Consider the following 24728-nt stretch of genomic DNA (forward strand, 5'->3'; position numbering starts at 1 on the left):
TTTGCAACCTAGATTTAATGATCCCGCTGGGCGGCGGGAAGCGACATCCCCCAAAAGCGCCACCCACCTCATTTGTCAAGGGAGACAATGTCGTGATTCGCAGAACTGCACTCCGCGACCGAATCGGTATGGCCGTCGCAATGATGGCCGCCACGGCGCTCTCGCTCACCGGGTGCGCCAACGCCGGCAGCGGCCCGACCGAGATCACCTTCCACATGAGCAAACCGGAGGCGATCGGGTTCTTCCGCGACCTGGTGAAGGAGTTCAACGCCGAACAGTCTGACGTTCGCGTCACCCTCGATACGGCCTCTAATCTTTCGGCGGGATTCCTCCGAGGCGACCCACCCGATGTCGGTCTGCTCAACTACAACATGGAGATGTCGCGCTTCATGGAGCGCGGCGCGCTCTCGGACCTCTCCGACATGCCTGAAGCCGACCGCATCCGTCCAGACGTTCAGGAGCTCGCCGATCAGTACGCGACGTATCCGGGGCGCACCAGTGTGCTTCCCTATTCGGTTGCAGCGGCATCCGTCATCTACAACGTGCAGATGTTCGAAGACAACGGTCTCGAGGTCCCCGAAACGTGGGACGAACTGATCGACGTCTGCAACACTCTGCAGGACGCGGGCATCACGCCGATCTACAGCACGTTCTCTGAGCCGTGGACGATCGCCCAGGGGCTGTTCGACTACACCGTCGGCGGATCGGTCGACCTGGTCGACTTCTTCGAGCAGATGAACGAACTCGGCACCGAGGTTGGCCCGGATTCACCGGTTTCCTTCTCGAAGGATTTCAAGGATCCGGTCGAGCAGATGATGGAGCTCGCGGCCTATTCGAATGAAAGCGCCCCAAGCCGCACTTACGGCGACGGCAACGTCGCTTTCGCGAACGGCGAAGCGGCCATGCTGATGCAGGGTCCGTGGGCGCTCGGTGAGATTGCCAAGACCAACGAGGATCTCAAGCTCGGCACCTTCCCGTTGCCCGCCACCAACGACCCCGATGACCTCAAGGTTCGTGTGAACCTCGACCTTGCACTCTGGGTTCCCGAGATCGGTGACGCCCAGGAGGCGTCGCGAGAGTTCGTGTCGTTCCTCATGCAGCCGGAGATCATGGACGAGTACAACGCGACCTTCCTCGGCTTCGGCACCACCACAGACGCCGCACCCGCGACGGACGAACGCCTCCTGGGCATGCAGGAGTACTACGAAAACGGTGACTTCTACCTCGGTGCGTCACAGCGCATCCACCTCAGCATCCCCGCGGCCAACTACATCCAGGCCATCGCAACCGGTGCAGACATCGACGGGACGCTGAGTCGGCTCGACGCCGACTGGGCGCGCCTCGCCCTGCGCGAGTAACTCGAAGCACCAGGAGGACAACAACATGACGACTCCCATGGGCCCGGCCACAGCCGCCACAGGCACTCTCCTCGGCAAGGCGGGCGGGCAGAACGACCACCTCGCCGGGTCGCACACCCGAAGAGGCAAACCAAAGATCGACCGAATCTATTACCTGTTCCTTCTGCCGTCGCTCATTCTCTTCACGCTTGCCATCACGGTTCCGGCGCTCGTCGGGATCTTCTATAGCTTCACGAACTTCATCGGGTTCGGCGACTGGCAGCTCGTCGGGATCACCAACTACATCGCGGTGTTCTCCGATCCCCTGATCCTCTCCAGCTACCTCTTCACCTTCGGCTTCGCTGTGGTGACGGTGTTCGTTGTCAACGCCATCGCGTTCCTCCTTGCGGTGGCCCTCACCTCGCGGATCCGAATGAAGGCCGCGCTGCGGGCTGTTTTCGTCATCCCAATGGTCATCTCAGCCATCGTCATCGCGTACGTGTTCAAGTACCTGTTCGCGAACTCGCTTCCCGCGTTGGGAGCCGCGACCGGTATCGGCTGGATGCAGGAATCGATCCTCGCGAACGAGAACCTCGCGTGGGTCGCCATTGTGATCGTCACAGCGTGGCAGTCGATCCCCGGCGCACTGCTGATCTACATCGCCGGGCTGCTGTCCATTCCCGGAGAGGTCTACGAAGCCGCAGACATCGACGGTGCAAGCGCCTGGACCCGGCTTCGCTCCATCACCCTCCCGCTCGTGGCCGGCTACGTGATTATCAATATCATTCTCGGGTTCAAGGGTTACCTGAATGCATATGACGTCATCGTGGGCCTCACTCAGGGAGGGCCAGGCACTGCAACCCGAAGCATTGCGATGACCATCTTCACCGGCTTCACCGGCGGTGACTACGCGTATCAAATGGCGAACGCGACGCTCTTCTTCATCATCACGGTGCTCATCTCGATCATCCAGCTTCGGATCACCCGCGGAAAGGCGGCGCTCTCATGACGCAGGAAAAGATCCGCACGGAACCTCCCGCTGCGCGATCCGCCGCCGCCGACAAAGGGAGCGGTTCCGGGCCACGCCGCAGGCGCGGCAAAGTCGGGCAGGAGAAGACCAACTGGCCCACAATGATCATCCTGTTCCTGTGCGCCCTGACCGTCCTGCTGCCGTTGTACGTCACCATCTCGATGTCGATGAAGACGTCGGCCCAGTCCGTTGACGGCAACGCGCTCTCGCTTCCAGCTCCGATCGACCTCTCCGGCTTCGCCGAGGCGTGGGAACTCACCAACTTCCCGGTCACCTTCACCATCACCACCCTGGTCACGATCGCAACAGTGGTCGGCACTGTGCTCCTGGCCTCCCTCGCCTCTTACGCCATCGTGCGCAACTGGGATCGCCGCCTGTTCCGCTGGTCGTTCTTCTACCTGCTCGCAGCCATGTTCGTGCCATTCACGGTCATCGCACTCCCCCAGATCCAGCTCACCGGCCTGGTCGGGTTGGCAAACCCCGTCGGCGTCACCATCCTGCACATCATGTTCCAGCTGTCGTTCAGCATCCTGCTGTTCACGGCGTTCCTGCGGTCGATTCCCCTCGAACTGGAGGAAAGCGCCCGCATCGACGGCGCAACCACCTGGCAGACCTTCTGGCAGTTGATCTTCCCGCTGCTCGCACCGATGAGCGCGACGGTCGCGATCTTCGCCTTCCTGGCCTCGTGGAACGACTTCATGCTGCCGTCGCTGATCATCGCCGACGCGAGCCAGCAGACGATCCCCGTCGTGCAGAGCATCTTCCAAACGCAGTTCAGCAGCAACTACAACGTGTCGTTCGCGTCGTACCTGATGGCAATGGCTCCAGCCATCATCGTCTACGTCTTCACCCAGCGCTGGGTGATGGAAGGCGTCACACAGGGCGCGGTGAAGGGCTGAGATGGGAGGAGAAACGGATGCCACGTGGTGGCGCCAGGCTGTCGTCTATCAGATCTACCCGCGCAGCTTCGCCGACGCCAACGGCGATGGAATTGGTGACCTTCCCGGCATCCGTTCTCGTATTCCCTACCTCAGTTCGCTCGGCATCGATGCGATCTGGCTGAGCCCGTTTTACCCGTCCGCCCTGGCCGACGGCGGATACGACGTCGATGACTATCGCGACGTCGACCCTCGGCTCGGCACGCTGGCCGATTTCGACGACCTCATTACCGAGCTGCACGCCGTCGGTATCCGTTTGATCGTCGACATCGTGCCCAATCACACGTCGAACAGGCACGAGTGGTTCGTCGAGGCACTCGCATCCCCTCGCGGCTCGGCTGCCCGCAAGCGGTACATCTTCCGCGACGGCCTCGGGCCGGATCGAGCCCTCCCGCCAGCCGACTGGACCAGCGCATTCGGCGGACCGGCCTGGGAGCCCGTCGGCGACGGCCAGTGGTACCTGCACTACTTCGCGACCGAGCAACCCGACCTCAACTGGGATAACCGCGAGGTGCGCGACGACTTCCTCAAAACCCTGCGGTTCTGGTCCGACCGCGGTGTCGACGGTTTCCGCATCGACGTCGCCCACGGTCTGGCCAAACAACTCGACCGGAACCTGCCCAGCCAGGCCGACCTCGACGCGTTCCCGAAGAACAACGGGGGCCACCCGCTCTGGGATCGGGACGAGGTGCACGACATCTACGCCGAGTGGCGAACCGTCTTCAACGAGTACTCACCGCCCCGCACCGCCGTCGCCGAGGCGTGGGTCGAGTCGCACCGGATCCCCCGGTACGCAAGCCCTGAAGGACTCGGCCAGGCCTTCAATTTTGATCTTCTGCAGGCGAATTTCGAAGCGGATGCCTTCCGTTCCGTTGTCGAGGACAACCTCGCCTTGGCAGCGCTGTCGGGGTCGTCAACGACCTGGGTCCTGTCGAATCACGACGTCGTTCGACATGCAACACGGTACGGGCTGCCCGAACCGACCCAGCCGAGGGAGAAGCCCGGTCACGCCTGGCTGCTCACCGGCGGTGTCTCCCCCGTTCTCGATGCTGATCGCGGACTTCGTCGTGCACGCGCCGCCACCCTGTTCGAGCTCGCGCTGCCCGGCTCGGCGTACCTGTACCAGGGCGAAGAGCTTGGTCTCCACGAGGTCGCCGACATTCCGCCGGACCGGCGCCAGGACCCGGCGTTCTTCCGCAACCCCGGCGTCGAGATTGGCAGGGACGGATGCCGTGTTCCGCTGCCGTGGACGCCAAACCGACCGTCGTTTGGATTTGGAACCGCCTCGGCTCATCTGCCGCAACCCGACGACTTCGCGTCGGTCGCCGTCTCGGTTCAGGAATTTGACCCGAGCTCGACGCTCGCCCTGTATCGCCGGGCACTTGAGCTGCGGCGCCGGCTGTTTACCGAGGAAACGTTGGAATGGCTCGACTCGCCGCGCGACGTGGTGCGGTTCCGTCGCCCCAACGGCTGGGAGGTCGTGATGAACTTCGGCACGGACGAGATCGAGCTGCCCCGCGGGACGGTACTGCTCTCGAGCAGCCCGCTCCCTGCCGGACGAGTTCCTGGCGAGACGACGGTGTGGCTTCAGCAGAGCGCCGCGCCGCTCCCGTTCAGCTGACCTCCGGCACTCCTCACACGCCCGGCCACACCGTGTTCCAGTGACGCAACGTTGTCGAGTTCAGTTTCACCCACACCACGCTCACCAGCCGTCCGCTGAAATCGACAGTGACGGCCGCGGTCGTTTGACCGTCCTGACTGAGAACGAGGCCGGCCTGCCCGTTGACAGAGCGTTCCACCGCGAACCGACCCTCCTGCTGCCCCACCCCGTAGAGCAGGAGTGCAGTCACATCGTGCCTGCCCGCCACCACTCGAATCGACTGGGCTCCCCCGTCGCTCCCGTCAACGACAACAGCGACGTCCGGGTCGAGAAGAGACGCGAGACGATTGGTGTCTGAATTCTCGGCAGCCAGACGCAGGTTTCGAACCGCTCGATAGTGAGCCGGGCGAGCCAACCATTCCCAGGTCAGCGCCCACGGCGTCGCACCCCTTCGGTCAATCCAGAGTCGTTCCGCGGATGTCAGTGACATCGAACACCTCAGCTCCCTGCGCGCGGCCCACAAGAGTGGACCGGTGTCCTTTATACGCTTTAGGCTTCCGGCATGGAAGAGGGTGCGAACATCGCAGTGATTCCGGTGACGGATGCTCCGTGGCGAGACACGCAGGCGGTGTTCGGAACGCGCGGCGACCCGTCCAGTTGCTGGTGCCAGTACTTCAAGATGGACAATGCCGAGTGGAAGACGGCGAGCCGCGACACCTGTGAGCCGCTGCTCAAAGAACAGGTGCGCGAGCTCAGCCCTCCGCCGGGGCTTATCGCTTACCTCGGCGACGAGCCCGTCGGGTGGTGTGCCGTCGAACCACGCATCAACTATCCCCGGCTCGGCCGCGGGAAGGTGGTGCAAGCGAGCCCCGAGCCCGTGGACGACCCGACCGTCTGGGCTGTGACATGCTTCGTCGTGCGGGTCGGCTTTCGCAAAAAGGGCATCGCGACCACCCTGTTGGCCGCAGCGGCCGAGCACGCTCGCGCTCACGGAGCACGGGTACTCGAGGGGTATCCCGTCGACCCGGCCCAGCGGGAGAAGATCTCCTCGGCGGAGTTGTACTACGGCATCGTCTCGCAATTCACTGCGAACGGTTTTCGGGAGGTCGCGAGGCCGACGCCCGGTCGCGCGTTGATGCAGTTGCGCTGGACCGATTAGCATCCCGGAGGTCGCGCCTCGGCGGAGCACTCGCAGAGAGCGCGCGAATCGCACGCCCGAGGTGTTTCCTCGCTGAATGAGAGTGTGTCTCGCTCAGGCTCCGAGGCCAAGAGTTTCCAGGAACAGGCGAGCGAATCGCGCCGCGTCTACATCGAGCGCCACATCAAGAACCGCCCAGTCGCCGACTCCTCCGTGGATCGCGTCCTCTCCCGAGTACCGACGTCGATCGACAACGGTCTGACCTCGACCGTACCCAGCCAGTTCCACCCGCACTGGGCGACGCTCGATCGAGAGCGCCTCCGGATCGACCAGAGCGCAGATCGCCCCGGCGTCGCCGATCAGGCCGGTGTACACCAACGAGCTGTCCTCGCTCAGCGCCACCCGATTGCCGAGAAGAGCCCCAACCACCTGGCCGAGGTTCGAGCCGCTCGACGCAAGCGCCGCAGCGGTGTCCTGGGCCACGGTGACCTGGTTGAAAACATCGAGTCCATACATGAACGTCGGAATTCCGGATCCGAGCACGATGGCTGCCGCCTCAGGGTCGTGCCACACGTTGAACTCCGCAACGGCCGTCGCGTTACCGACGCTCGCCGAGCCGCCCATGAAGACGATCCGTTCGATCCGGTCAACCACGTCCGGGTGGGTGCGGAGCAGCAGCGCGAGGTTCGTTTGCGGAGCGAGCGCGACCAGCGTCACCGGCTCGTCGCTGTCCATCAGTGTGCGCCGCATCAGCTCGACAGCGCTCACCGGCTCCGGCTCCCGCGTGGTCTGGGGCAACGTCAACCCGCCGAGTCCGTCCGCTCCGTGCACGTGTGAAGCGACACGTCCGGGCGCGAGCAGCGGGCGAACGGCGCCAGCCGCAACAGGGATCGACCCGGCTCCAGCCGCGTCAAGAATCCGCAGCGTGTTGTCCACCACCTGCGCAAGCGACGCGTTGCCCGCAACACACGTGACCGCACGTACGTCGATCGCCGGGTGTTTCACGGCAAAAAGCAGGGCCAGAGCGTCATCGACACCCGTATCAACGTCAAGAATCACCGGAAGTGTGCGCATTCAACCAGCTTACGAGTCACTGCTCGACACCCTTCGCGGCAGCACACCTCCGGTTTGCAGGTGATGGCACGATAATCAGGATCGAATGTGAAGGATCATCCTGATAATCGTGTCATCTCCTGTAAATCTCGCAAACGATCCAGCGACGAGCTTCAGGACGTTGGCGAGTCGAGCAGGTCGAGCAGCCAGCCGGTGCCGCACGTTGTCACGCCAAGCACCTCGGTGCGATCCCGTAGCGCGCGGTCGTTTGTGACCACTCGAACGGATGCCTCGGGCGAGGCAAAGAGGCAGATCCGCTTGTCGACGATCCGCGATTCAGCCGTCCAGCGCCCCGCTCCGCCCAAGGGTACCTCGGGGCTGTGGTCGAGAATCTCTTCCAACCGGGCGTCACCGCCCTAACGCAGGGTCTCGAGGTGGAAGCGAGACCGACGACGACCTGGTGCAGGGTCACCGTATCCAAACAGGCACGGACATGGCACCAAGCGAAGGATCGCCGCGGGCACTTTCATCCTTCTCCCGCGCCGACCTCCGTGCGACACACCCGCCGGTCAGCCGAGCAGGTCGAGCAGCCAGCCGGTCCCCCGGGTGGTCGCGCCAAGCGCCTCTACCTGCACCCGCAGGGCCCGATCGCTTGTGATGACGAGAACGGATGCCCCGGGCTGGGCGGTCAAACGTCGCACCTCGCTCACGATTCGGGAGTCCCCGTCCGTGGACGCTCGCACGACCCGCAAGCGGTCGGTTTCGGAAAGGGAAGCCTCGTTCGCCCGTCCCTCGAGTACGGCGAGGACGTCCGGCCACCAGTGCGACTGGGGAAGGTTGAGCGATTCCGCGTCGACACCGGTTGCCGCCAGCGCCTGCAGCTGCGATCCCAACCGCTCTGCGGCTCCGGCGCGGTCGTTCCACCAGCCGTCCGGGCGCGAACCGACGACGTTGGCCATGTCGACGACGAGAATCGGTCGACGCTCGAGGTCGCGGCGAAGCGCCGGCCACGACGAGGCGAATCCGGGATGGAGGGGAAGGTCATCCACCTCGTCGAGCGGAACCCACCGCACCTCGAGGCTCTCGGGGTCAGCGATCCGGGGTTCGAACGACGTTACCGCGTCGGCGACAACCGTGACGTAGGACCAGATCCCGAGATCAAGAGTTGTGAAGAAGCGGGGCCGAAGAGCATCCGTCGGCACATCAGCTTCTTCGTTCGCCTCACGAATCGCACCGTCGACGGCGCTCTCACCCTCGTGGCGTGCGCCACCGGGCAAGCCCCACGTGCCACCAAAGTGGCTCCACAGGGCACGGTGCTGGAGCAGTACTCCGCGATCGGGATCGACGACGAGCAGCCCGGCCGCACCGAACCGGCCCCAGTATTTGGAGCCGTCTTCGGCGTGCACCCAGGCATCACCCGAATTGCGCGGGGCAGGCGGCAGGAACTCGCTCGTCACCATTTCAGCTTCTCACGAGTTTCGCCGCCCTCAACGGTTTATGACCGTTTGCGCTTCTCGCGCACGCGCATGTTGACGTTGATCGGGCTGCCTTCGAATCCGTAGACCTCGCGGAGCCGACGCTGGATGTAGCGGCGGTAACCCGGGTCGAGGAAGCCTGTGGTGAAGAGCACGAATGTCGGCGGGCGGCTCGAGGCCTGGGTGCCGAACAGGATGCGCGGCTGCTTGCCACCACGAACGGGGTGCGGGTGCTCTGCGGTGAGTTCGGCGAGGAACGCGTTGAACTTGCCTGTCGGGAGGCGGGTGTCCCACGACTCGAGAGCGAGCTCGAGAGCAGGTACCAGCTTCTCCATGTGGCGACCGGTGCGGGCGGAGATGTTGACGCGCGGCGCCCAGGCGACGTGCGCCAGGTCCTGCTCGATCTCACGCTCGAGGTAACGGCGACGTTCGTCGTCGAGGAGGTCCCACTTGTTGAAGGCGAGAACGAGGGCACGACCTGACTCGAGGACGAGGTCGATGATGCGAACGTCCTGCTCGCTGATCGGCTCTGAGACGTCGAGCATGACGACGGCCACTTCGGCCTTCTCCAACGCGGCGCTTGTGCGGAGGGTGGCGTAGAAGTCAGCACCCTGCTGCAGGTGCACACGACGGCGGATACCGGCTGTGTCGACGAAACGCCACACCTTGCCACCGATCTCAACCTGCTCGTCGACCGGGTCACGGGTGGTTCCGGCGAGTTCGTTGACAACAACGCGCTCTTCGCCAGCTGCCTTGTTCAGAAGGCTCGACTTGCCGACGTTCGGGCGGCCGAGGATGGCGACGCGACGCGGTCCGCCGACCTCTTCCTTGGCCACTGCCGAGATCTCGGGCAGCTTCGTCATGACGAGGTCGAGCAGGTCGGCGACGTTGCGACCGTGGACGGCAGAGACCGGGTACGGCTCGCCGAGTCCGAGCGACCACAGCGATGCGGCGTTCGGCTCCTGGCGCACGTCATCAACCTTGTTGGCAACGAGGAACACGGGCTTGTCGATCTTCCGCAGCATCCGCACGACGTGCTCGTCAGTTGCTGTCGCGCCGACGTTGGCGTCGACCACGAAGAGTACGGCGTCGGACAGGTCGATGGCGACCTCGGCCTGGGCTGCGACCGAGGCGTCGATGCCCTTGGCGTCCGGCTCCCATCCGCCGGTGTCGACGAGGGTGAACTGGCGTTCGTTCCACTCTGCCTTGTACTTGACGCGGTCACGAGTCACACCCGGGGTGTCCTCAACGACGGCCTCGCGGCGGCCGAGAATACGGTTGACGAGCGCCGACTTGCCGACGTTCGGGCGACCGACGATCGCCAGCACCGGCAGGGCCGGCAGATAGCGGATCGCGTCGGGGTCGTCGGTGATCGACCCGAGGATCTCGAGGTCGTCGTCTTCGAGGTCGTAGTCGTCGAGTCCGGTGCGCAGCGCTTCGGCACGACGGGAGGCTAGCTCCTCGTCGATGTCGCTCATGCGCTCGACGAGACGATCGTCGGTGTCTGTGGTGTCTTCGTCAAAGGCGTCAGCCATGGTTGTCTCTCTCTGCGATCGTGCTCCGCGGTTGCGGGATCGATCTACTTTTCTTGCGAGGTTCGAATCACGTCGAGTACGGCATCGACGGTCTCGTCAAAGTTCAGGTTGGTGGAATCGACAGTGACAACGCCATCCGCTGCAGTCATGAAGTCGACAACGCGGGAATCCGCGCGATCACGCTTCTGCAACGCGATTGCAACGTCGGAAGCCGACTCAGTCGCAAGTTCTGCAGAGCGTCTTGACATTCTAGCCTCTTCACTGGCTGTGAGCAGAATGCGGGCTGTCGCGTCCGGGGCGACCACCGTGGTGATGTCGCGTCCCTCAACGACGATTCCCCGCTTTTCTGTGTGCTGAATGATGTCGCGGAACAGCGCGGTGAGGTGGGCACGCACCTCAGGAACACGGGCGACAGCACTCACAGCGGCAGAGACACGCGGTTCACGGATGCTGTTCGTCACGTCGGTTTTCCCCACCCGCACGCCGTAACCATCAGGGTCCGTTCCGATGGCGTAGTCGAAGCTCGCCAGCGAGGCGATCACCGCGGGAGCCTCGTCAGGGTTCACGCTCGAATCGAGCACGTGCCACGCCAGTGCCCGGTACGCCGCACCGGTGTCGAGGTAGGCGAAGCCGAGGCGTTTCGCGGCTGCCTTGGAGACGCTCGATTTTCCGCTGCCCGCTGGGCCGTCAACGGCTACTACTGTTTTCGTCACTCTTACGTGCTCGCAATCCGCCAGCCGCGTGCCTCGAGATCATCGATGGCGCGCTGCTGGACCTCGGGAAGAACGGCGATCTCGGCGAGGCCGATCTGGGCACCAGGTGAGTGCTCCAGTCGCAGGTCTTCCATGTTCACTCCGATGTCACCGAGTTCGGTGAGGAGTTTGCCTAGTTGGCCTGGGGTGTCGTCGACCATAACGACGATGGTTTCGTAACGGCGGTCCTGCCCGTGTTTGCCAGGCAACCGGGCAACACCGCTGTTGCCTGCCGCGATGGTGTCTGCGATCGCGCGGCGCGCGCCGGGAGCGTCAGGTTCGCGGAGCGCGTCGGTCACCCTCGCGAGGTCGGCAGCGAAGGTGTCCAGCATCTCGACGACGGGCGCTGCATTCGACGCCAGGATTTGCACCCAGAGTTCGGGTGCGCCAGACGCGATGCGTGTGGTGTCCCGAAGCCCCTGCCCGGTGAGCCGCACCGCAGAGTTCGGCGCGGAGACCAGTTGCTTTGCCAGGACGCTCGCGACCAGCTGCGGCACGTGTGAGACGAGTCCGACTGAACTGTCGTGCTCTTCCGGTGTCATCTCGATTGGGCTTGCACCCAGGTCCAGGGCGAGGTCCTCAACCAGGGCGAGCGCCTCAGGTGGCGTCTCCTCGTCGCGACAGATCACCCAGGGACGGCCGAGAAAGAGGTCGGCGCGAGCGGAGATCGCTCCCCCGCGTTCCCGCCCGGCCATCGGGTGCGATCCGATGTACCGCGTCAGGTCGACTCCGCGGTGAACAAGGGCGAGGTAGGGCTCGAGTTTGACGCTGGCCACGTCCGTGATCACAGCGGAAGGGAATCGAGCGAGCTCATCCTCGATCACGTTCGCCGTGACATCCGGTGGCACACTGACGATCACGAGACCTGGTGCGTCATCCTCGCGCTCGACCCGGCCGGCGCCGTAGTCGACGGCGAGCCTCAGCTGAGCCGGTGAGGCGTCGGCGAGGATCACGTCGACGCCGTTTTCGCGCAACGCGAGGCCGATGCTCGCGCCGAGCAGCCCGGCGCCGACGATGCGGACCGAGCCGGTCAACCGGGACGGGATGATACTCACGAGTGCTCTATTCGGAGGAGTCGGATTCTGCGGCAGCGCGGGCGACGGCCTTCTCGGCGTCACGCTCGGCTTTGTCGAGTTTGGTGACCTCCCGCGAGATCGTCAGGAGCTCACCGAGTTCAACTTTAGTCAGTTCGCGGGTCTGGCCAGGGCGGAGGGTGCCGAGGCTGACCGGGCCGAACTGACGACGCACCAGCTCGAGCACGGGGTGGCCGATGGCCGCGAGCATCCGCCGCACGATGCGGTTCTTACCGGAGTGCAGGGTGAGTTCGACGAGGCTGCTGTCGCCGGTGCTCTGACCGGCGAGCAGGCGAGCCTTGTCTGCGGCGATGACACCGTCTTCGAGTTCGATACCGCGGGTGAGCGTTGAGATGTCCTGCGCTGTGACCCGACCAGAGACCTTGGCGATGTACGTCTTGAGCACTCCGAATGACGGGTGCGCAAGCATGTGCGCGAGGTCGCCGTCGTTGGTGAGGATCAGCAGACCGCTCGTCTCGGCGTCGAGGCGTCCGACGTTGAACAGGCGTTCCTCGTACCCCTCGGTGTACTGGGTGAGGTCGGCGCGGCCGCGCTCGTCTGCCATGGTGCTGACAACACCGACCGGTTTGTTGAGCACGACGTAGCGTTTGGTGGTGTCGAGCTGCACCGGCACGTTGTTGACCTCGACGAGGTCGTTCTCCGGATCGATTCGGCGGCCGAGTTCGCGCACGACCGTGCCGTTCACGCGCACACGACCCTCGACGATGTACTGCTCGGAGACACGACGGGATGCCACGCCGGCAGCGGCCAGGACCTTCTGCAGGCGAACCCCCTCAGGCTCGAACGGATCGAATCGGGGCTTTTCCGTTTCGGTGGCGTCTGGGACGTCGAAGTCCTCGGGAGGGGTGGTGTTATCGGAAGTCACTGTCGAATCCTTCGGTGCCGTCGGCGAGCAGGGGGGAAATGGGGGGAAGTTCGTCAATCGAGTTGATGCCGAGCTGCTGCAGCAGCACGTCGGTCGTGCCGTAGTTGATGGCGCCGGTCTCGCTGTCGGTGAACAGTTCGGTGATGAGGCCTCGGCCGGCGAGGGTGCGCACGACGGAATCAACGTTGACCGCGCGGATCGACGCGACAGCACCTCGGGTGATGGGTTGTTTGTACGCGATGACAGCGAGGGTTTCGAGGGCCGCCTGCGAGAGCTTGCTGGGGTTCTCGCTCGCCACGAAGTCGGTGACGACCGTGTCGTATTCGTCGCGAACGTAGATGCGCCACCCTCCGCCGACCTCACGCAGCTGGAAACCGCGGCGCACTGAGCCGTCGACGCCGTCGAAGTCGGCGACCAGCCGGTCGATGGCAGCGTGCACGGCCTTCACCGGGGAGCGGAGAGCCGTTGCCAGGCTGACGACGCTCTGCGGTTCATCCGCGATCATCAGGATGGCTTCGAGTGCCCGATCGATGTCGGATGCCGGCGGCGTTGCGGACGCGACGTCAGGAGCATCCGTTTCAGGTAACCGTGTCTCAGTTGTCATAGTCTGCTCCCAGGTTAGCCAGGGTCTCTTCGGTGAAGTTCTCGGCCGTCCAGCGCAGGGTGAGCTCACCGAGCGGTTCGAGCTGTTCGAAACTGAGGGCTGAGCGGCGGTAGAGCTCGAGCACGGCCAGGAACCGGGCGATGATGACGCCCTTCTGGTCGGCACCGGCGATGAGCTGGCGGAAGGTTCTCGGTTCGCCGTGCTTGAGCAGAGCGACAACGTGCGCTGCCTGCTCCCGAATGCTGATCAGCGGGGCGTGCAGGTGTTCGAGGCCGACAACCGGGATCTCGCGCGGGGTGAGCGCCAGTGTTGCCAGGGCGGCGAAGTCGTCGAGGGTGACGGTCCAGACCAGCTCGGGTTTGCGCTGGCGGAACTTCTCCTCGAGCCGAACAGCGCGGGCGTGCCGATTCGACTCGGCGTCGAACTTGCCCGAGAACCAGGCGGATGCTTCCTTGAACGCTCGGTACTGCAGCAGTCGCGCGAAGAGCAGGTCGCGCGCCTCAAGCAGCGCAACATCCTCGGCATCGACGAGTTCACCCTGCGGCAGGAGGCCGGCAATCTTGAGGTCGAGCAGCGTCGCGGCCACAACGAGGAACTCGCTGGCCTGGTCCATCTCGGCCGCGGAGTCGAGGCTTCGCAGGTAGCTGATGAACTCGTCTGTCACTTTCGAGAGCGAGATCTCGGTGATGTCGAGCTCGTGCTTCGTGATCAGCGAGAGCAGCAGGTCGAACGGCCCCTCGAAGTTGCCGAGTGCCACCTGAAATCCGGTCGAGCCCTGCGGCTGACCGGGCGCACCTGTTGCCGCTTGTGCGGTGTCAGGCGACAGCGCCACGCGCAACCAGCTCCCGAGCGAGCTGGCGGTAGGCGCGAGCCGACGCGTGCTCAGGGGCGAACTCGGTGATCGGTGTTCCTGCGACGCTGGCGTCAGGGAACTTCACCGTGCGACCGATGACCGTTTCGAGCACGTCGTCACCGAAGGCATCGACAACACGCTCGAGCACCTCACGGGAGTGCAGCGTGCGCGAGTCGAACATCGTGGCCAGGATTCCGTCGAGCTCGATGGCCGGGTTGAGCCGGTCCTTGACCTTCTCGATGGTTTCGATGAGCAGGGCCACACCGCGCAGCGCGAAGAACTCGCACTCCAACGGGATCAGCACGCCGTGGCTGGCCGTGAGCGCGTTGACCGTGAGCAGGCCGAGTGACGGTTGGCAGTCAATTAGGATGACGTCATAATCGGATGCCAGTTTGCGAAGAACGCGGGCAAGGATCTGTTCGCGTGCAACCTCGTTGACGAGGTGCACTTCAGCCGCGGACAGGTCGATGTTCGCCGGAATGATGTCGAGGCCGTCCACCTTGGTGTGCTGGATGGCATCGGTTGGCTGGTGCTTGTTGGACAGCAGCAGGTCGTAGATGGTGAGCGCGTCGTGGGTGTTGACGCCGAGGCCGGCGGAGAGCGCACCCTGCGGGTCGAAGTCGATGCAGAGCACGCGGCGGCCGTAGTCGGCGAGGGCAGCTCCGAGGCTGATGGTCGTCGTCGTTTTTCCGACGCCGCCCTTCTGGTTGCACAGGGAGATGATGCGGGCGGGGCCGTGACTCTTCAGGAGCGCTGGGACGGCGAACTCGGAAAGGGTCCGACCTGTCGGGCCCTTCTTTTCGATCGGTGCATCCACCGAGAAGAGCTCTTCGTTTGTTTTGGCCACCTGGCTTGCCCCGCTCCGATCGTTTCTCGCACTTGCTTAGCTTCCGATTCTACCGGGCGACCCCCATTCCGCCGCGCGGCCACGCGTAGAGCCGCTGTTTCGTGACGAGCGGCGATAATTCCTATCGTGCCCGCGGGTGCGCCGTCGTGTACATGTCTCGCAGAGTGTCCGCCGTGACCAGCGTGTAAATCTGGGTGGTCGCCACAGACGAGTGCCCGAGCAGTTCCTGCACCACTCGAACGTCTGCTCCGCCCTGCAGCAGGTGGGTAGCGAACGAGTGCCGGAGGGTGTGCGGCGAGACGTGTGCGGCCAGTCCTGCTCGCTCAGCGGCCGCCCGGATGATCAGCCAGGCGTTTTGCCGGGATACCCGTTGCCCGCGCAGCCCGAGAAACAGGGCAGGCGTGGCGACGCCGCGCACCGAGAAGACGGGTCGAGCGCGAACCAGATACGCGTCGAGTGCTTTTCGGGCGTATGACCCCACCGGAACGATCCGCTCCTTGTTGCCCTTGCCGCGCAACCGAACGATGTCCTCGGCGAAGACATCGTCGACGTTGAGTGACACGGCCTCGGAAACACGGGCACCGGTGGCGTAGAGCAGTTCGAGCAGCGCCCGGTCGCGCAGCGACTGCGGGTCGTCTCCTCCGGATGCCTCGAGCAAAGCGGTCACCTGATCGATGGGCAGCGCCTTGGGCAGTCGGCTCGGCAGCTTCGGCGGCTTGACGTCGCGCGCGACGTCCACCTCGATCGCCTCTTCCTCGAGCAGGAACCTGTGCAGCCCGCGAACGGACGACAGAACCCTGGCGAGCGAGGTCGCGGTGAGCGGTGAATCCTCGCGGGTGGCGAGGTCGCGGAGGAAGTCCGAGACGTGTTGCCGCTCGACGTCGCCGATTTTCACGACGCCGCGTGAGGTAAGCCACTCGAGGTACATCGTCAGGTCACGGCGGTAAGCCGCGACCGTGTTGGCCGAGAGCCCACGCTCGATCGAGACGTGACGAAGGTACTGGTCGAGGTCACGCGACAGCGACATGTCAGCTGGCCGGGAAGGATCCGAGTTTCGGATGCCGCGTCCACGGTTCATTTGCGTCGCCGAGTGTGTCCCAGTTGCGCTGTTCTGCCGCTGAGGCCGCGAGCACGGCTATGCAGAGTGACGGGTTCTGGATGCGCCGCTCGAGCACAGCGGTGACAAGCTCATCCAGCGGAGCCCACCGCGTGACGATGTCGGCCTCTTCCGCCTCGCGTTCAAAGGGCTCACTCGTCGCGGTCAGCCCTCGAGCCAGGTAGATCCGGATGACTTCGTCGCTGCCGCCAGGTGAGGTGGCGAACTCGGCCAAGACATCCCAGTCGCGTGCCTCGAGGTCGACCTCTTCGGCGAGTTCCCGCTTCGCGGCGACGAGTGGGTCCTCTCCTTCGATGTCGAGGAGGCCGGCCGGGATCTCCCACTCACGGGAGCGAACCGGATGCCGATACTGCTGGATGAGCAGGACCTGGTCGTTCTCGTCCATGGCAAACACCGCAACAGCACCGGTGTGGTCCATGTACTCGCGGGTGATGTCTTCGCCTCGGTAGTCGAAGACATCACGGCGGACGCCCCAGACCATGCCGTCGAAGACGAGTTCGCTCGAGCGAACCTCAACCTCGGTCGGCTCGTCCTCGAGCGGTCGGTCCTCTAAGAACTCAGGCACCGGCAACTTCAAACAGCAGGCTGGCCTGCTGGCGCTCGAGTGCTGCACCGATCAGCCCGCGGAAGAGCGGGTGGGCGTGGGTCGGACGTGACCGTAGCTCGGGGTGAGCCTGGGTGCCAACGTAGAACGGGTGCTCGTCGCGATCGAGTTCAACAAACTCAACCAACTGGCCATCCGGGCTGGTCCCCGAGAAAACGAGTCCGGCATCCGCAATCTGCTGGCGGTAACGGTTGCTGACTTCGTAACGGTGACGGTGACGCTCGGTGATCTCGGTCGAACCGTACAGCTCGGCGGTGATCGATCCTTCGTCGAGGGAGGCGGGGTAGGAGCCGAGACGCATGGTTCCGCCGAGGTCTCCCCCCGCGATGATCTCGACCTGCTCGGCCATCGTCGCGATGACGGGGAACTCGGTGTCCGGGTCGAACTCGCTCGAGCTGGCACCGGTGAGGCCTGCTTCGTTACGGGCGTATTCGATCACCATGCACTGGAGGCCGAGGCACAGTCCAAGGGTCGGGATCTTGTTGTCGCGGGCGAATTTCAGTGCGCCGAGCTTTCCTTCGATTCCACGGATGCCGAAACCACCAGGCACGCAGATTCCATCGAGCTCACCGAGGGCCTTTGCTGCGCCCTCGGGGGTTTCGCACTCGTCTGAGGGGATCCACTGCAGCTTCACCTTCGACTCGTGCGCGAATCCGCCGGCGCGGAGTGCTTCGGTGACCGAGAGGTAGGCGTCAGGCAGGTCGATGTATTTGCCGACGAGGCCGATGGTGACCTCGTGCTTGGGCTCGTGAACTGCCTTGAGCACCGGCGACCAGGCTGACCAGTCGACGTCGTCTGCTTCGAGTCCGAGGAGGTCGATGATGTACGCGTCGAGGCCCTGGTCGTGGAGCACGGTGGGGATGTCGTAAATGCTTGGGACGTCAACACAGTTGACGACGGCGGCTTCGTCGACGTCACACATCAGCGCGATCTTGCGCTTGTTCGACTCAGACACCGGGCGGTCGCTGCGGAGGACGAGTGCGTCCGGCTGGATACCGATTGAACGAAGCGCGGCAACGGAGTGCTGCGTCGGCTTGGTCTTCTGCTCGCCTGAAGCGCCCATGTACGGCACCAGGGAGACGTGGACGAAGAAGACGTTCTTGCGACCGAGCTCGTGGCGCACCTGGCGTGCTGCCTCGAGGAACGGCTGCGACTCGATGTCGCCGACCGTGCCGCCGACCTCGGTGATGATCACGTCTGGCTTCGGGTCGTTCGACGCCTGGAGGCGCATGCGGCGCTTGATCTCGTCTGTGATGTGCGGGATGACCTGCACTGTGTCGCCGAGGTATTCACCGCGTCGTTCGCGGGCGATGACCGTCGAGTAGATCTGACCTGTGGTGACGTTCGCCGCCTGGCTCAGGTTGATGTCGAGGAAACGCTCGTAGTGGCCGATGTCGAGGTCGGTCTCTGTGCCGTCGTCTGTGACGAAGACTTCACCGTGCTGGAACGGGTTCATCGTTCCGGGGTCGACGTTCAGGTAAGGGTCGAGTTTCTGCATGACAACACGCAGTCCCCGAGCTGTGAGCAGGTTGCCAAGGCTTGCGGCCGTGAGTCCCTTGCCCAACGAAGAAACGACACCACCGGTCACAAAAATGTGCTTGGTCGTGTCGTTCGAAAGGTCCGCGTCTGTAATGTTCACCACGGGCTTCTATCCTACCATGTGAGTTGCGGACCGGGCGAGCGTCAGGAGCTCCCCCGCGTGGGCAAGGCCCGATTCGCTGTCGGCGAGACCGGACAGCAGGCGCGCCATTTCGGCGGTGCGTTCGTCACCGGTGAGCTGACGGACGCTGGATGCTGTGACGGTTCCGTCGGAGTCTTTTACGACGGCGAGGTGGTTGTTGGCGAATGCCGCGACCTGTGCCAGGTGGGTGACCGCGATGACCTGGGCGGTTTCGGCGAGTTTGGCGAGCCGGCGGCCGATCTCGATGGCGGCAGCTCCACCCACGCCAGAGTCGACCTCGTCGAAGACGAAGGTCGGAACCGGATCGGTGCCGGCGATGACCACCTCGATGGCCAGCATGACCCGCGAGAGCTCACCACCCGACGCACCCTTCGCCAGCGCACGAGGTTCGGCGCCGGCGTGTGGCTTGAGCAGGAAGGAGATGTTGTCGCGACCGGAGAAGGTGAGCTCGTCAGTTCCAGTGACGTCGATCACGAGGGTGGCGTCAGGCATGGCCAGGGCGGACAGCTCGTCTGAGACGGCGGTGGCCAGCCGGGCGGCCGCGCTGCCGCGCATCTCGCTGACGCGAGTGGCCAGGGTGTCGACCAGCGTGGCATCCGCTTCGACGATCGTTGTCAGTTCGTCGATGCGGTCGGAGTCACTGTCGAGTTCGAGCAGCCGACGGTTGCCATTTTCGAGCGTGGCGAGGACGTCGTCGAAGGACGGGCCGTACTTGCGCAGCAGGACGCTGAGTTCACTGCGTCGGTCCTGCACGATTTCGAGTTCGCGTGCACCGTCGGCGTCGAGGCCGGCCAGGTAACGGGAGAGTTCGAGCGCGACCTCTGACAGCTGGTAGCTCGCTGTCGCGACCTGCTCGGCGAGCGTGCCGAGTTCGGCGTCGTATGCGGAGACGCGCTCAAGCTGACGGCGTGCCGAGTCGAGGAGCATAGCGACGTCGGGGCCCTCTGACTCCTCGGCCGAGATCGCTTCACGTGCGCCGGCGGCGGCGAGCCGCAGCTCTTCGAGGTTCGTGAGTCGTTCGGCGCGGGTGGCGAGTTCGTCGTCCTCACCCGGCTGCGGAGCGACAGCTTCGATCTCGGCGATGATTTCGCGCAGGTCGGCTGCTTCGGCGCTGCGGGCGTCGCGTTCGCGGATGAGGGTGTCGCGCTCCGTGGTGTTTTCAAGGAAACGCGAGTAGACGGTGCGGTAGTCGGCGAGAAGCTCGGCCAGCTCAGCGCCGGCGAACCGGTCGAGGGCATCACGTTGCGCGGTCTGTGAGCGCAGCCGCACCTGGTCGGACTGACCGTGCACCACGACAAGCTGTTCGCCGAGTTCGGCGAGTACACCAACGGGGGCGCTGCGCCCACCGACCTGAGCCCGGCTTCGACCTTCAGCAGAGACGGAGCGGCCGAGGGTGAGCTCTGCCTGCCCCTCGCCAAACGGGTCGACTCCCCCGCCGGCTTCGGCGACACGATCGGCGACAGCGCCGTCGGCCGGGATGACCCAGCGTCCGTCGACACTGGCCTGGCCGTTGCCCTGCCGGATCACACCGGAATCAGCGCGACCGCCGAGCAGCAGCCCGAGCGCGGTGACGACCATGGTCTTCCCTGCGCCGGTTTCACCGGTGATGGCCGTGAAGCCGGTGCCGAGTGGGAGCGTCGCCTCAGCGATCACTCCAAGGTCACGGATGCCTATTTCCTCAATCATTCGCGTCGGGTCCCCTCCAGCCGGTGACCGGCAGATGGAATTTCTTCACGAGCCGGTCGGTGAACGGGCTCTGGTGCAGGCGAGCGAGCCGCACGGGAATGGGCGAACGGCGAACGACGACACGGGCGCCAGGGTCAAGTTCATGGGTGCGACGGCCGTCGCACCAGAGCACGCCGGTGCCGTTGGTGCGCTGGAGGACCTCGACGGCGAGCGACGAGTCCGGTCCGACGACGACCGGCCGCGCGAACAGGGCGTGGGCGCTGAGCGGAACGAGCATCATCGCTTCCACCGTCGGCCAGATGATCGGTCCACCGGCGGAGAAACCGTATGCGGTTGATCCGGTCGGCGTCGAAACGACGACGCCGTCGCAACCGAAGGTGGACAGCGGGCGACCGTCCACTTCAATGACGACTTCGAGCATCCGTTCTCTGCTGCCTTTTTCAACCGTCGCTTCGTTGAGCGCCCAGCTCTCCCAGACCACTTCGTCTCGGACCTTGACCCGGACGGACAGTGTGAGGCGTTCTTCGACGAGGTAGTCACCGGCAATGACGCGGTGCACGGCGTCGGCGAGGTCATCGCGTTCGCTTTCGGCCAGGAAACCAACGTGGCCGAGGTTGACGCCGAGGAGCGGCGCCGAATAACCACGCACGAGTTCGGCCGCGCGCAGGATCGTGCCGTCTCCACCGAGCACGATCACCAGTTCGAGCTCGTCGGCCGAGACGTTTTCGCCGAGGATCGCGATGTCGCCGAGCTCAGCACCGGTTTCGAGAATCTCGTCGCGTTCCTGGCGGATGAGCACCGGATGAGCACCTGCCGCCTGCAGCTGGGCAAGCACCTGAACGGCGGCGTCAAGCGAGTCGGCGCGGCCCGTGTGTGAAACGACCAGGATGAATCTGCGGTCAGAATCCATCCGTGTCACGCTCCAGCTATCTCGGTAATTGTGTCCAACCATTCTGTCGGATTGCGCCCCGCGACGCTGGGGGCATTGACATCGGGTGCTGCGGAACGCAACCAGACCAGGTATTCACGATTGCCGTGTCCTCCGACGATGGGTGACTCGATCAGGCCGGCTGTGCCGAGGCCGAGGTCCCACGCGTGCCACAGCACCGACGCGATCGCGTCGGCGCGCAGCGCGTCGTTGCGTACGATTCCCTCGCGGATTCCGCCACGCCCGACCTCGAATTGCGGCTTGATTAGCATCAGGAAGTCGCTGTCCGGCGCCGCCGATCGCTGCAACGGGCCCAGCACGTGGGTCAGCGAGATAAAGGACAGGTCACCGACAATCAGATTCGGTGATTGTGAGACAGCGGATGCTCCTGCGAGGTTTTCCGGCGTCAGGTCACGAACGTTGAATCCCTCGATCACACTGACCCTTGGGTCGTTCGCGATTTCGGGGGCGAGCTGGCCGTGGCCAACGTCAAGTGCGATCACGTGGCGGGCTCCGCGTTCGAGCAGCACCTGCGTGAACCCTCCGGTTGATGCGCCGGCGTCAAGCGCCAGTCGCCCGGTCGGGTCCACTCCGAACGCGTCGAGCGCGCCGAGGAGCTTGTGGGCGCCGCGGCTGACGTAGTGATCGGTTCCTGCGACCTCGATGCGGTAACTTCCGCGAACCTTGGCGGCGGGCTTCACCACGGCGCGACCGTTGACGGTGACGAGCCCGTCGGCGATGAGCCGTGCGGCCAGGGTGCGTGAGCGGGCGTGACCGCGGGTGACGAGGGCGGCGTCGAGCCGCTGTTCGACGTCATCGGCGCCGAGCTCGGTCAAGCCGGGCTCCTGGCTGACAGCTTGTCGCCGACCTCGAGCTGGGCGCGCAGTTCCTCGTGCAGTTGGGCGTACGCGTCGGCCCGTGCCTCAAGCGGCTGGTCCTCGATCAGATGAAGCCGAGGGACGAGCGCGTCGTCGGTCAACTGGGGGTTCTCACTCACGTCCCCTACGTTACCCGCGAGCTCAGGAATACAGGCGTTCCGGCACGTTGAACCCAAAGATCGCTCGACCCGATGCCCAGATGACGGCGCAGGCCGCCCGCAGGAGGTCGATCGGCTCGGAGCCGTCCTTCACGATGATCACGTCGTTGCCGTCGATCCGAACCACCGCACTGCCGACGGTCGCCTCGGAATTGTCGCGTGACATCCGCGTGACCGGATACGGTTCGTGCAATTGACGCAGGTCGTCCACGATAAAGGTTGGACGTGAATACTTGTCTGCGGCGAGCACGTGTTTGGCCTTGTCGACGCCGGTGAGAACGAGCACCGAATCGATGCCGGCGCGGTTCGCGCCGAGGATGTCGGTGTCGAGCCGGTCGCCGATGAACAGTGGACGCGTTGAGCCGAACCGGATTTTGGCCTCATCGAAAATGGGGGTTTCCGGTTTACCAGCGACCGTCGCCAGGCGGCCAACCGCGGTGTGCACTGCGGAGACCAGGGTTCCGTTTCCCGGCGCGATGCCTCGCGCCTGCGGGATGGTCCAGTCGGTGTTCGTCGCGATCCACGGGATCTCGACGCCGTCCTCGCGCGGGTGCAGCGCGTATGCAGCCTCGGCGAGGTCCGACCAGCTGACGTGTGGGGCGAAGCCCTGGAGCACGGCGGCAGGAGCGTCGTCGGCCGAGCGGGTCACGGTGTATCCACCCTTTTCGAGTTCGGAGACGAGACCTTCTCCCCCGACGACCAGGACGGTCGAGCCCGCCGGCACGTGGTTGCCGAGCAGGCGAACCGCGGCCTGAGGGCTCGTGACGACCTCGTTCGGCGCGACTGTCAGGCCGAGCTCGGTGAGGTGCTCGGCGACAGACACGTCGGTACGCGACGCGTTGTTCGTGATGTACCCGACACGAATGCTCTCCGCGGCACGGTTGAGGCTCTCGATGGCGTGCGGGATCGCGTGCGGTCCCGCATACACAACGCCGTCGAGGTCGGCGAGGAGAACATCGACGCCGTCGAGCGGCGTCTGACCCTTACTTTTCCGGCTGAGCAGCGGACTCATCCAACTGTTCTCCCGTGTTCTCTTCGGCGTGCAACTCGTCGTCTGCCTCAGGGGCAGCCTCAGCGGGGTCGATCTCCTCAGCCTCAGCCTCATCTGTGGTGACGTCATCGCCGAAAGTCTCCTCGGAGTCCTCGTCGAACGCACCGGAGGCGACAGCACTGGCGAGGTCACCCATGTCGTCGATGTCGAGCGGGATTCCCTCGGCCTCTGTCGCGTCGACCTCGTCAGCTTCATCGGGCTCTTCGACGATCTCGAACACCTCAATGGTCTCGAGTTCGTTATCTCCACGCTGTTCAGCGAGAGCAGCGGATGCCACCTTCGCACGTTTACGCCACACCGCGGCTTCGTCAGCGCGACCGAGTTCTTCGAGAACCTCGGCTTCGGCGGAGAAGAGGCTGGGGCTCCACTCGAACGCGCGGTTCGGGTTGAGTTCAGGAACCTGCAGTTCAGCGAGAGCGAGCTCCGGCTGGCCCAGGTCGAGTCGTGCACCCGACATGGCGATTGCCAGGGCAACCCGCACCGGGGACGACAGGCTGGCGCGCTCGACCGAACGACCCAGCTCGAGTGCGCGTTCGGGGCGACCGACACCGCGTTCGCTGTCGACCATCAGGGGCACCTGGTCGTTTGACCCGGTGATGCGTCGGTGGGTTCGGAGTTCGCGGAGCGCGAGTGCGTAGTCGCCGGTTTCGTATGCCGTAATCGCAAGGGTCTCGCGCACAACACCGATACGTCCGGCACGTCGAGCCGCTGACAGAGCGTGCTGGTGCGCCAGTTCGGGGTCCTCGTCGATAAGCATTGCGGCCATCGCGAGGTGACGAGCGACGCGTTCAGCGTTGTCTGTTGTCAGCGTTTTGAGTTCGTTGCGGGCGATGCGGTCGAGGTCGTTCGCCGTTACCTCGTCAGGCAGATCGGGGTCGTAGTGGTCCTTGCGAACCATCCGCAGCTCGCGCTGCATCCGCTGCTCATCGGTCATCTCGTCTTCAGGACTGCTGGCGGTCCTGTCACCTCGGGCAGGCGCGCCGCCGCGGGTCCACAGCTTCTCCTCGCGACCGCGTCCGCCGCGAGGGCGGTCTTCGCGTGGACGGTCCGGGCGGTCACCGCGCGGCTTGTCACCATACGAAGGACGGTCACCGCGCGGCTTGTCACCATAAGAGGGACGCTCGCCACGAGGCTTGTCACCATACGACGGACGCTCACCACGAGGCTTGTCACCATACGACGGACGCTCACCACGAGGCTTGTCACCATACGACGGACGGTCAGAACGAGACCGGTCGCCTGAGGCGGGACGTTCAGTGCGGGGCTTATCGCCATATGAGGGCCGGTCGCCACGAGGCTTGTCGCCGTAAGAAGGACGGTCACCGCGAGGCTTGTCACCGTACGAGGGACGCTCACCACGGGGCTTGTCGCCGTAAGAAGGGCGGTCACCACGAGGCTTGTCACCATACGACGGACGGTCAGAACGAGACCGGTCGCCTGAGGCGGGACGTTCAGTGCGGGGCTTATCGCCATACGAGGGCCGGTCGCCACGTGGCTTGTCGCC

26 protein-coding genes are annotated in these 24728 nt (G+C 64.7%); 5 read left to right on the top strand and 21 right to left on the bottom strand.

What is annotated here, in order from left to right; translation table 11 throughout:
- The first annotated feature begins 128 nt into the window (after positions 1-128).
- Genes D9V28_RS06350 through D9V28_RS06365 form a run of 4 tightly spaced genes read left to right on the top strand, consistent with a single transcriptional unit; the run spans position 129 to position 4926 of the window.
- Positions 129-1358: an ABC transporter substrate-binding protein gene (locus D9V28_RS06350; RefSeq protein ID WP_121658788.1), complete on the top strand. Its 1230-nt coding sequence runs from the start codon at positions 129-131 to the stop codon at positions 1356-1358.
- A gap of 25 nt (positions 1359-1383) precedes the next feature.
- Positions 1384-2346: a carbohydrate ABC transporter permease gene (locus tag D9V28_RS16405; protein ID WP_147440926.1), complete on the top strand. Its 963-nt coding sequence runs from the start codon at positions 1384-1386 to the stop codon at positions 2344-2346.
- Complete coding sequence (locus D9V28_RS06360; RefSeq protein ID WP_121658790.1) at positions 2343-3266, top strand: carbohydrate ABC transporter permease; 924 nt, start codon at positions 2343-2345, stop codon at positions 3264-3266. The genes D9V28_RS16405 and D9V28_RS06360 overlap by 4 nt, the downstream gene beginning before the upstream one ends.
- 1 nt (position 3267) lies before the next feature.
- Positions 3268-4926 carry a glycoside hydrolase family 13 protein gene (locus D9V28_RS06365; RefSeq protein WP_121658791.1) on the top strand — a complete coding sequence of 553 codons (1659 nt, stop codon included), beginning with the start codon at positions 3268-3270 and terminating at the stop codon, positions 4924-4926.
- Positions 4927-4939: 13 nt separating this feature from the next.
- Here the strand turns inward: D9V28_RS06365 and D9V28_RS06370 are convergent, their stop codons facing one another.
- On the bottom strand, positions 4940-5395 hold the full coding sequence (locus D9V28_RS06370; protein ID WP_121658792.1) for a sigma-70 family RNA polymerase sigma factor family protein: 456 nt from the start codon (positions 5393-5395) through the stop codon (positions 4940-4942).
- 72 nt (positions 5396-5467) lie between these two features.
- Between D9V28_RS06370 and D9V28_RS06375 the strand changes: the two genes are divergently transcribed.
- The gene (locus tag D9V28_RS06375; RefSeq protein WP_121658793.1) at positions 5468-6064 is read left to right on the top strand and encodes a GNAT family N-acetyltransferase; all 597 of its coding nucleotides are present in this window, start codon (positions 5468-5470) and stop codon (positions 6062-6064) included.
- Positions 6065-6157: 93 nt separating this feature from the next.
- On the opposite strand, the gene D9V28_RS06380 is transcribed toward D9V28_RS06375, so the two are convergent.
- From D9V28_RS06380 to D9V28_RS06470, 20 genes are all read right to left on the bottom strand, one after another.
- The gene (locus D9V28_RS06380) at positions 6158-7117 is read right to left on the bottom strand and encodes a nucleoside hydrolase (RefSeq protein WP_121658794.1); all 960 of its coding nucleotides are present in this window, start codon (positions 7115-7117) and stop codon (positions 6158-6160) included.
- 152 nt (positions 7118-7269) lie between these two features.
- Positions 7270-7497, bottom strand: coding sequence for a hypothetical protein (locus D9V28_RS06385; RefSeq protein WP_121658795.1), 228 nt, complete (start codon positions 7495-7497; stop codon positions 7270-7272).
- 168 nt (positions 7498-7665) lie between these two features.
- Positions 7666-8556, bottom strand: a complete 891-nt coding sequence (locus tag D9V28_RS06390) for an NUDIX hydrolase (protein ID WP_121658796.1) — start codon at positions 8554-8556, stop codon at positions 7666-7668.
- A 35-nt stretch (positions 8557-8591) separates the two neighbouring features.
- Positions 8592-10049: a ribosome biogenesis GTPase Der gene (der, locus tag D9V28_RS06395; RefSeq protein ID WP_371869997.1), complete on the bottom strand. Its 1458-nt coding sequence runs from the start codon at positions 10047-10049 to the stop codon at positions 8592-8594.
- Between the two features lie 101 nt (positions 10050-10150).
- Positions 10151-10819 (bottom strand): (d)CMP kinase, encoded by a 669-nt coding sequence (gene cmk, locus D9V28_RS06400; RefSeq protein WP_121658798.1) that lies wholly within the window; start codon positions 10817-10819, stop codon positions 10151-10153.
- Positions 10820-10821: 2 nt separating this feature from the next.
- Positions 10822-11913, bottom strand: coding sequence for a prephenate dehydrogenase (locus D9V28_RS06405; RefSeq protein WP_121658799.1), 1092 nt, complete (start codon positions 11911-11913; stop codon positions 10822-10824).
- Positions 11914-11920: 7 nt separating this feature from the next.
- Positions 11921-12715: a pseudouridine synthase gene (locus tag D9V28_RS06410; protein WP_229727767.1), complete on the bottom strand. Its 795-nt coding sequence runs from the start codon at positions 12713-12715 to the stop codon at positions 11921-11923.
- Between the two features lie 88 nt (positions 12716-12803).
- The gene (gene scpB, locus D9V28_RS06415; protein WP_121658801.1) at positions 12804-13421 is read right to left on the bottom strand and encodes an SMC-Scp complex subunit ScpB; all 618 of its coding nucleotides are present in this window, start codon (positions 13419-13421) and stop codon (positions 12804-12806) included.
- Positions 13411-14253: a segregation and condensation protein A gene (locus D9V28_RS06420; protein ID WP_121658802.1), complete on the bottom strand. Its 843-nt coding sequence runs from the start codon at positions 14251-14253 to the stop codon at positions 13411-13413. Before D9V28_RS06420 ends, scpB begins: the two co-directional genes overlap by 11 nt.
- A complete protein-coding gene (locus D9V28_RS06425; RefSeq protein ID WP_121658803.1) occupies positions 14237-15121 on the bottom strand; it encodes a ParA family protein in 885 nt (294 codons plus the stop codon). Before D9V28_RS06425 ends, D9V28_RS06420 begins: the two co-directional genes overlap by 17 nt.
- A 121-nt stretch (positions 15122-15242) precedes the next feature.
- On the bottom strand, positions 15243-16148 hold the full coding sequence (gene xerD, locus D9V28_RS06430) for a site-specific tyrosine recombinase XerD (RefSeq protein ID WP_121658804.1): 906 nt from the start codon (positions 16146-16148) through the stop codon (positions 15243-15245).
- Position 16149: 1 nt separating this feature from the next.
- Positions 16150-16803: an NUDIX domain-containing protein gene (locus D9V28_RS06435; protein WP_229727742.1), complete on the bottom strand. Its 654-nt coding sequence runs from the start codon at positions 16801-16803 to the stop codon at positions 16150-16152.
- Positions 16796-18481, bottom strand: coding sequence for a CTP synthase (locus D9V28_RS06440; protein ID WP_121658934.1), 1686 nt, complete (start codon positions 18479-18481; stop codon positions 16796-16798). The genes D9V28_RS06435 and D9V28_RS06440 overlap by 8 nt, the downstream gene beginning before the upstream one ends.
- 9 nt (positions 18482-18490) lie before the next feature.
- Positions 18491-20209 carry a DNA repair protein RecN gene (gene recN / locus D9V28_RS06445; RefSeq protein WP_121658805.1) on the bottom strand — a complete coding sequence of 573 codons (1719 nt, stop codon included), beginning with the start codon at positions 20207-20209 and terminating at the stop codon, positions 18491-18493.
- The gene (locus D9V28_RS06450; protein ID WP_121658806.1) at positions 20202-21119 is read right to left on the bottom strand and encodes an NAD kinase; all 918 of its coding nucleotides are present in this window, start codon (positions 21117-21119) and stop codon (positions 20202-20204) included. The genes recN and D9V28_RS06450 overlap by 8 nt, the downstream gene beginning before the upstream one ends.
- A gap of 5 nt (positions 21120-21124) precedes the next feature.
- On the bottom strand, positions 21125-21973 hold the full coding sequence (locus D9V28_RS06455; RefSeq protein ID WP_121658807.1) for a TlyA family RNA methyltransferase: 849 nt from the start codon (positions 21971-21973) through the stop codon (positions 21125-21127).
- On the bottom strand, positions 21970-22134 hold the full coding sequence (locus D9V28_RS16055) for a hypothetical protein (RefSeq protein ID WP_183086441.1): 165 nt from the start codon (positions 22132-22134) through the stop codon (positions 21970-21972). The genes D9V28_RS06455 and D9V28_RS16055 overlap by 4 nt, the downstream gene beginning before the upstream one ends.
- A gap of 22 nt (positions 22135-22156) precedes the next feature.
- The gene (locus tag D9V28_RS06460; RefSeq protein ID WP_121658808.1) at positions 22157-23185 is read right to left on the bottom strand and encodes an HAD-IIA family hydrolase; all 1029 of its coding nucleotides are present in this window, start codon (positions 23183-23185) and stop codon (positions 22157-22159) included.
- Entirely contained in the window at positions 23157-24158 is a 1002-nt protein-coding gene (locus D9V28_RS06465; protein ID WP_229727743.1) for a tetratricopeptide repeat protein, read from the bottom strand. Before D9V28_RS06465 ends, D9V28_RS06460 begins: the two co-directional genes overlap by 29 nt.
- The coding region (locus D9V28_RS06470) for a hypothetical protein (protein ID WP_220700456.1) at positions 24155-24728 on the bottom strand (574 nt) is incomplete at its 5' end. The genes D9V28_RS06470 and D9V28_RS06465, both read right to left, overlap by 4 nt.

Source organism: Mycetocola zhadangensis (genome assembly GCF_003668565.1).
GTDB classification, from domain to species: domain Bacteria; phylum Actinomycetota; class Actinomycetes; order Actinomycetales; family Microbacteriaceae; genus Mycetocola_A; species Mycetocola_A zhadangensis.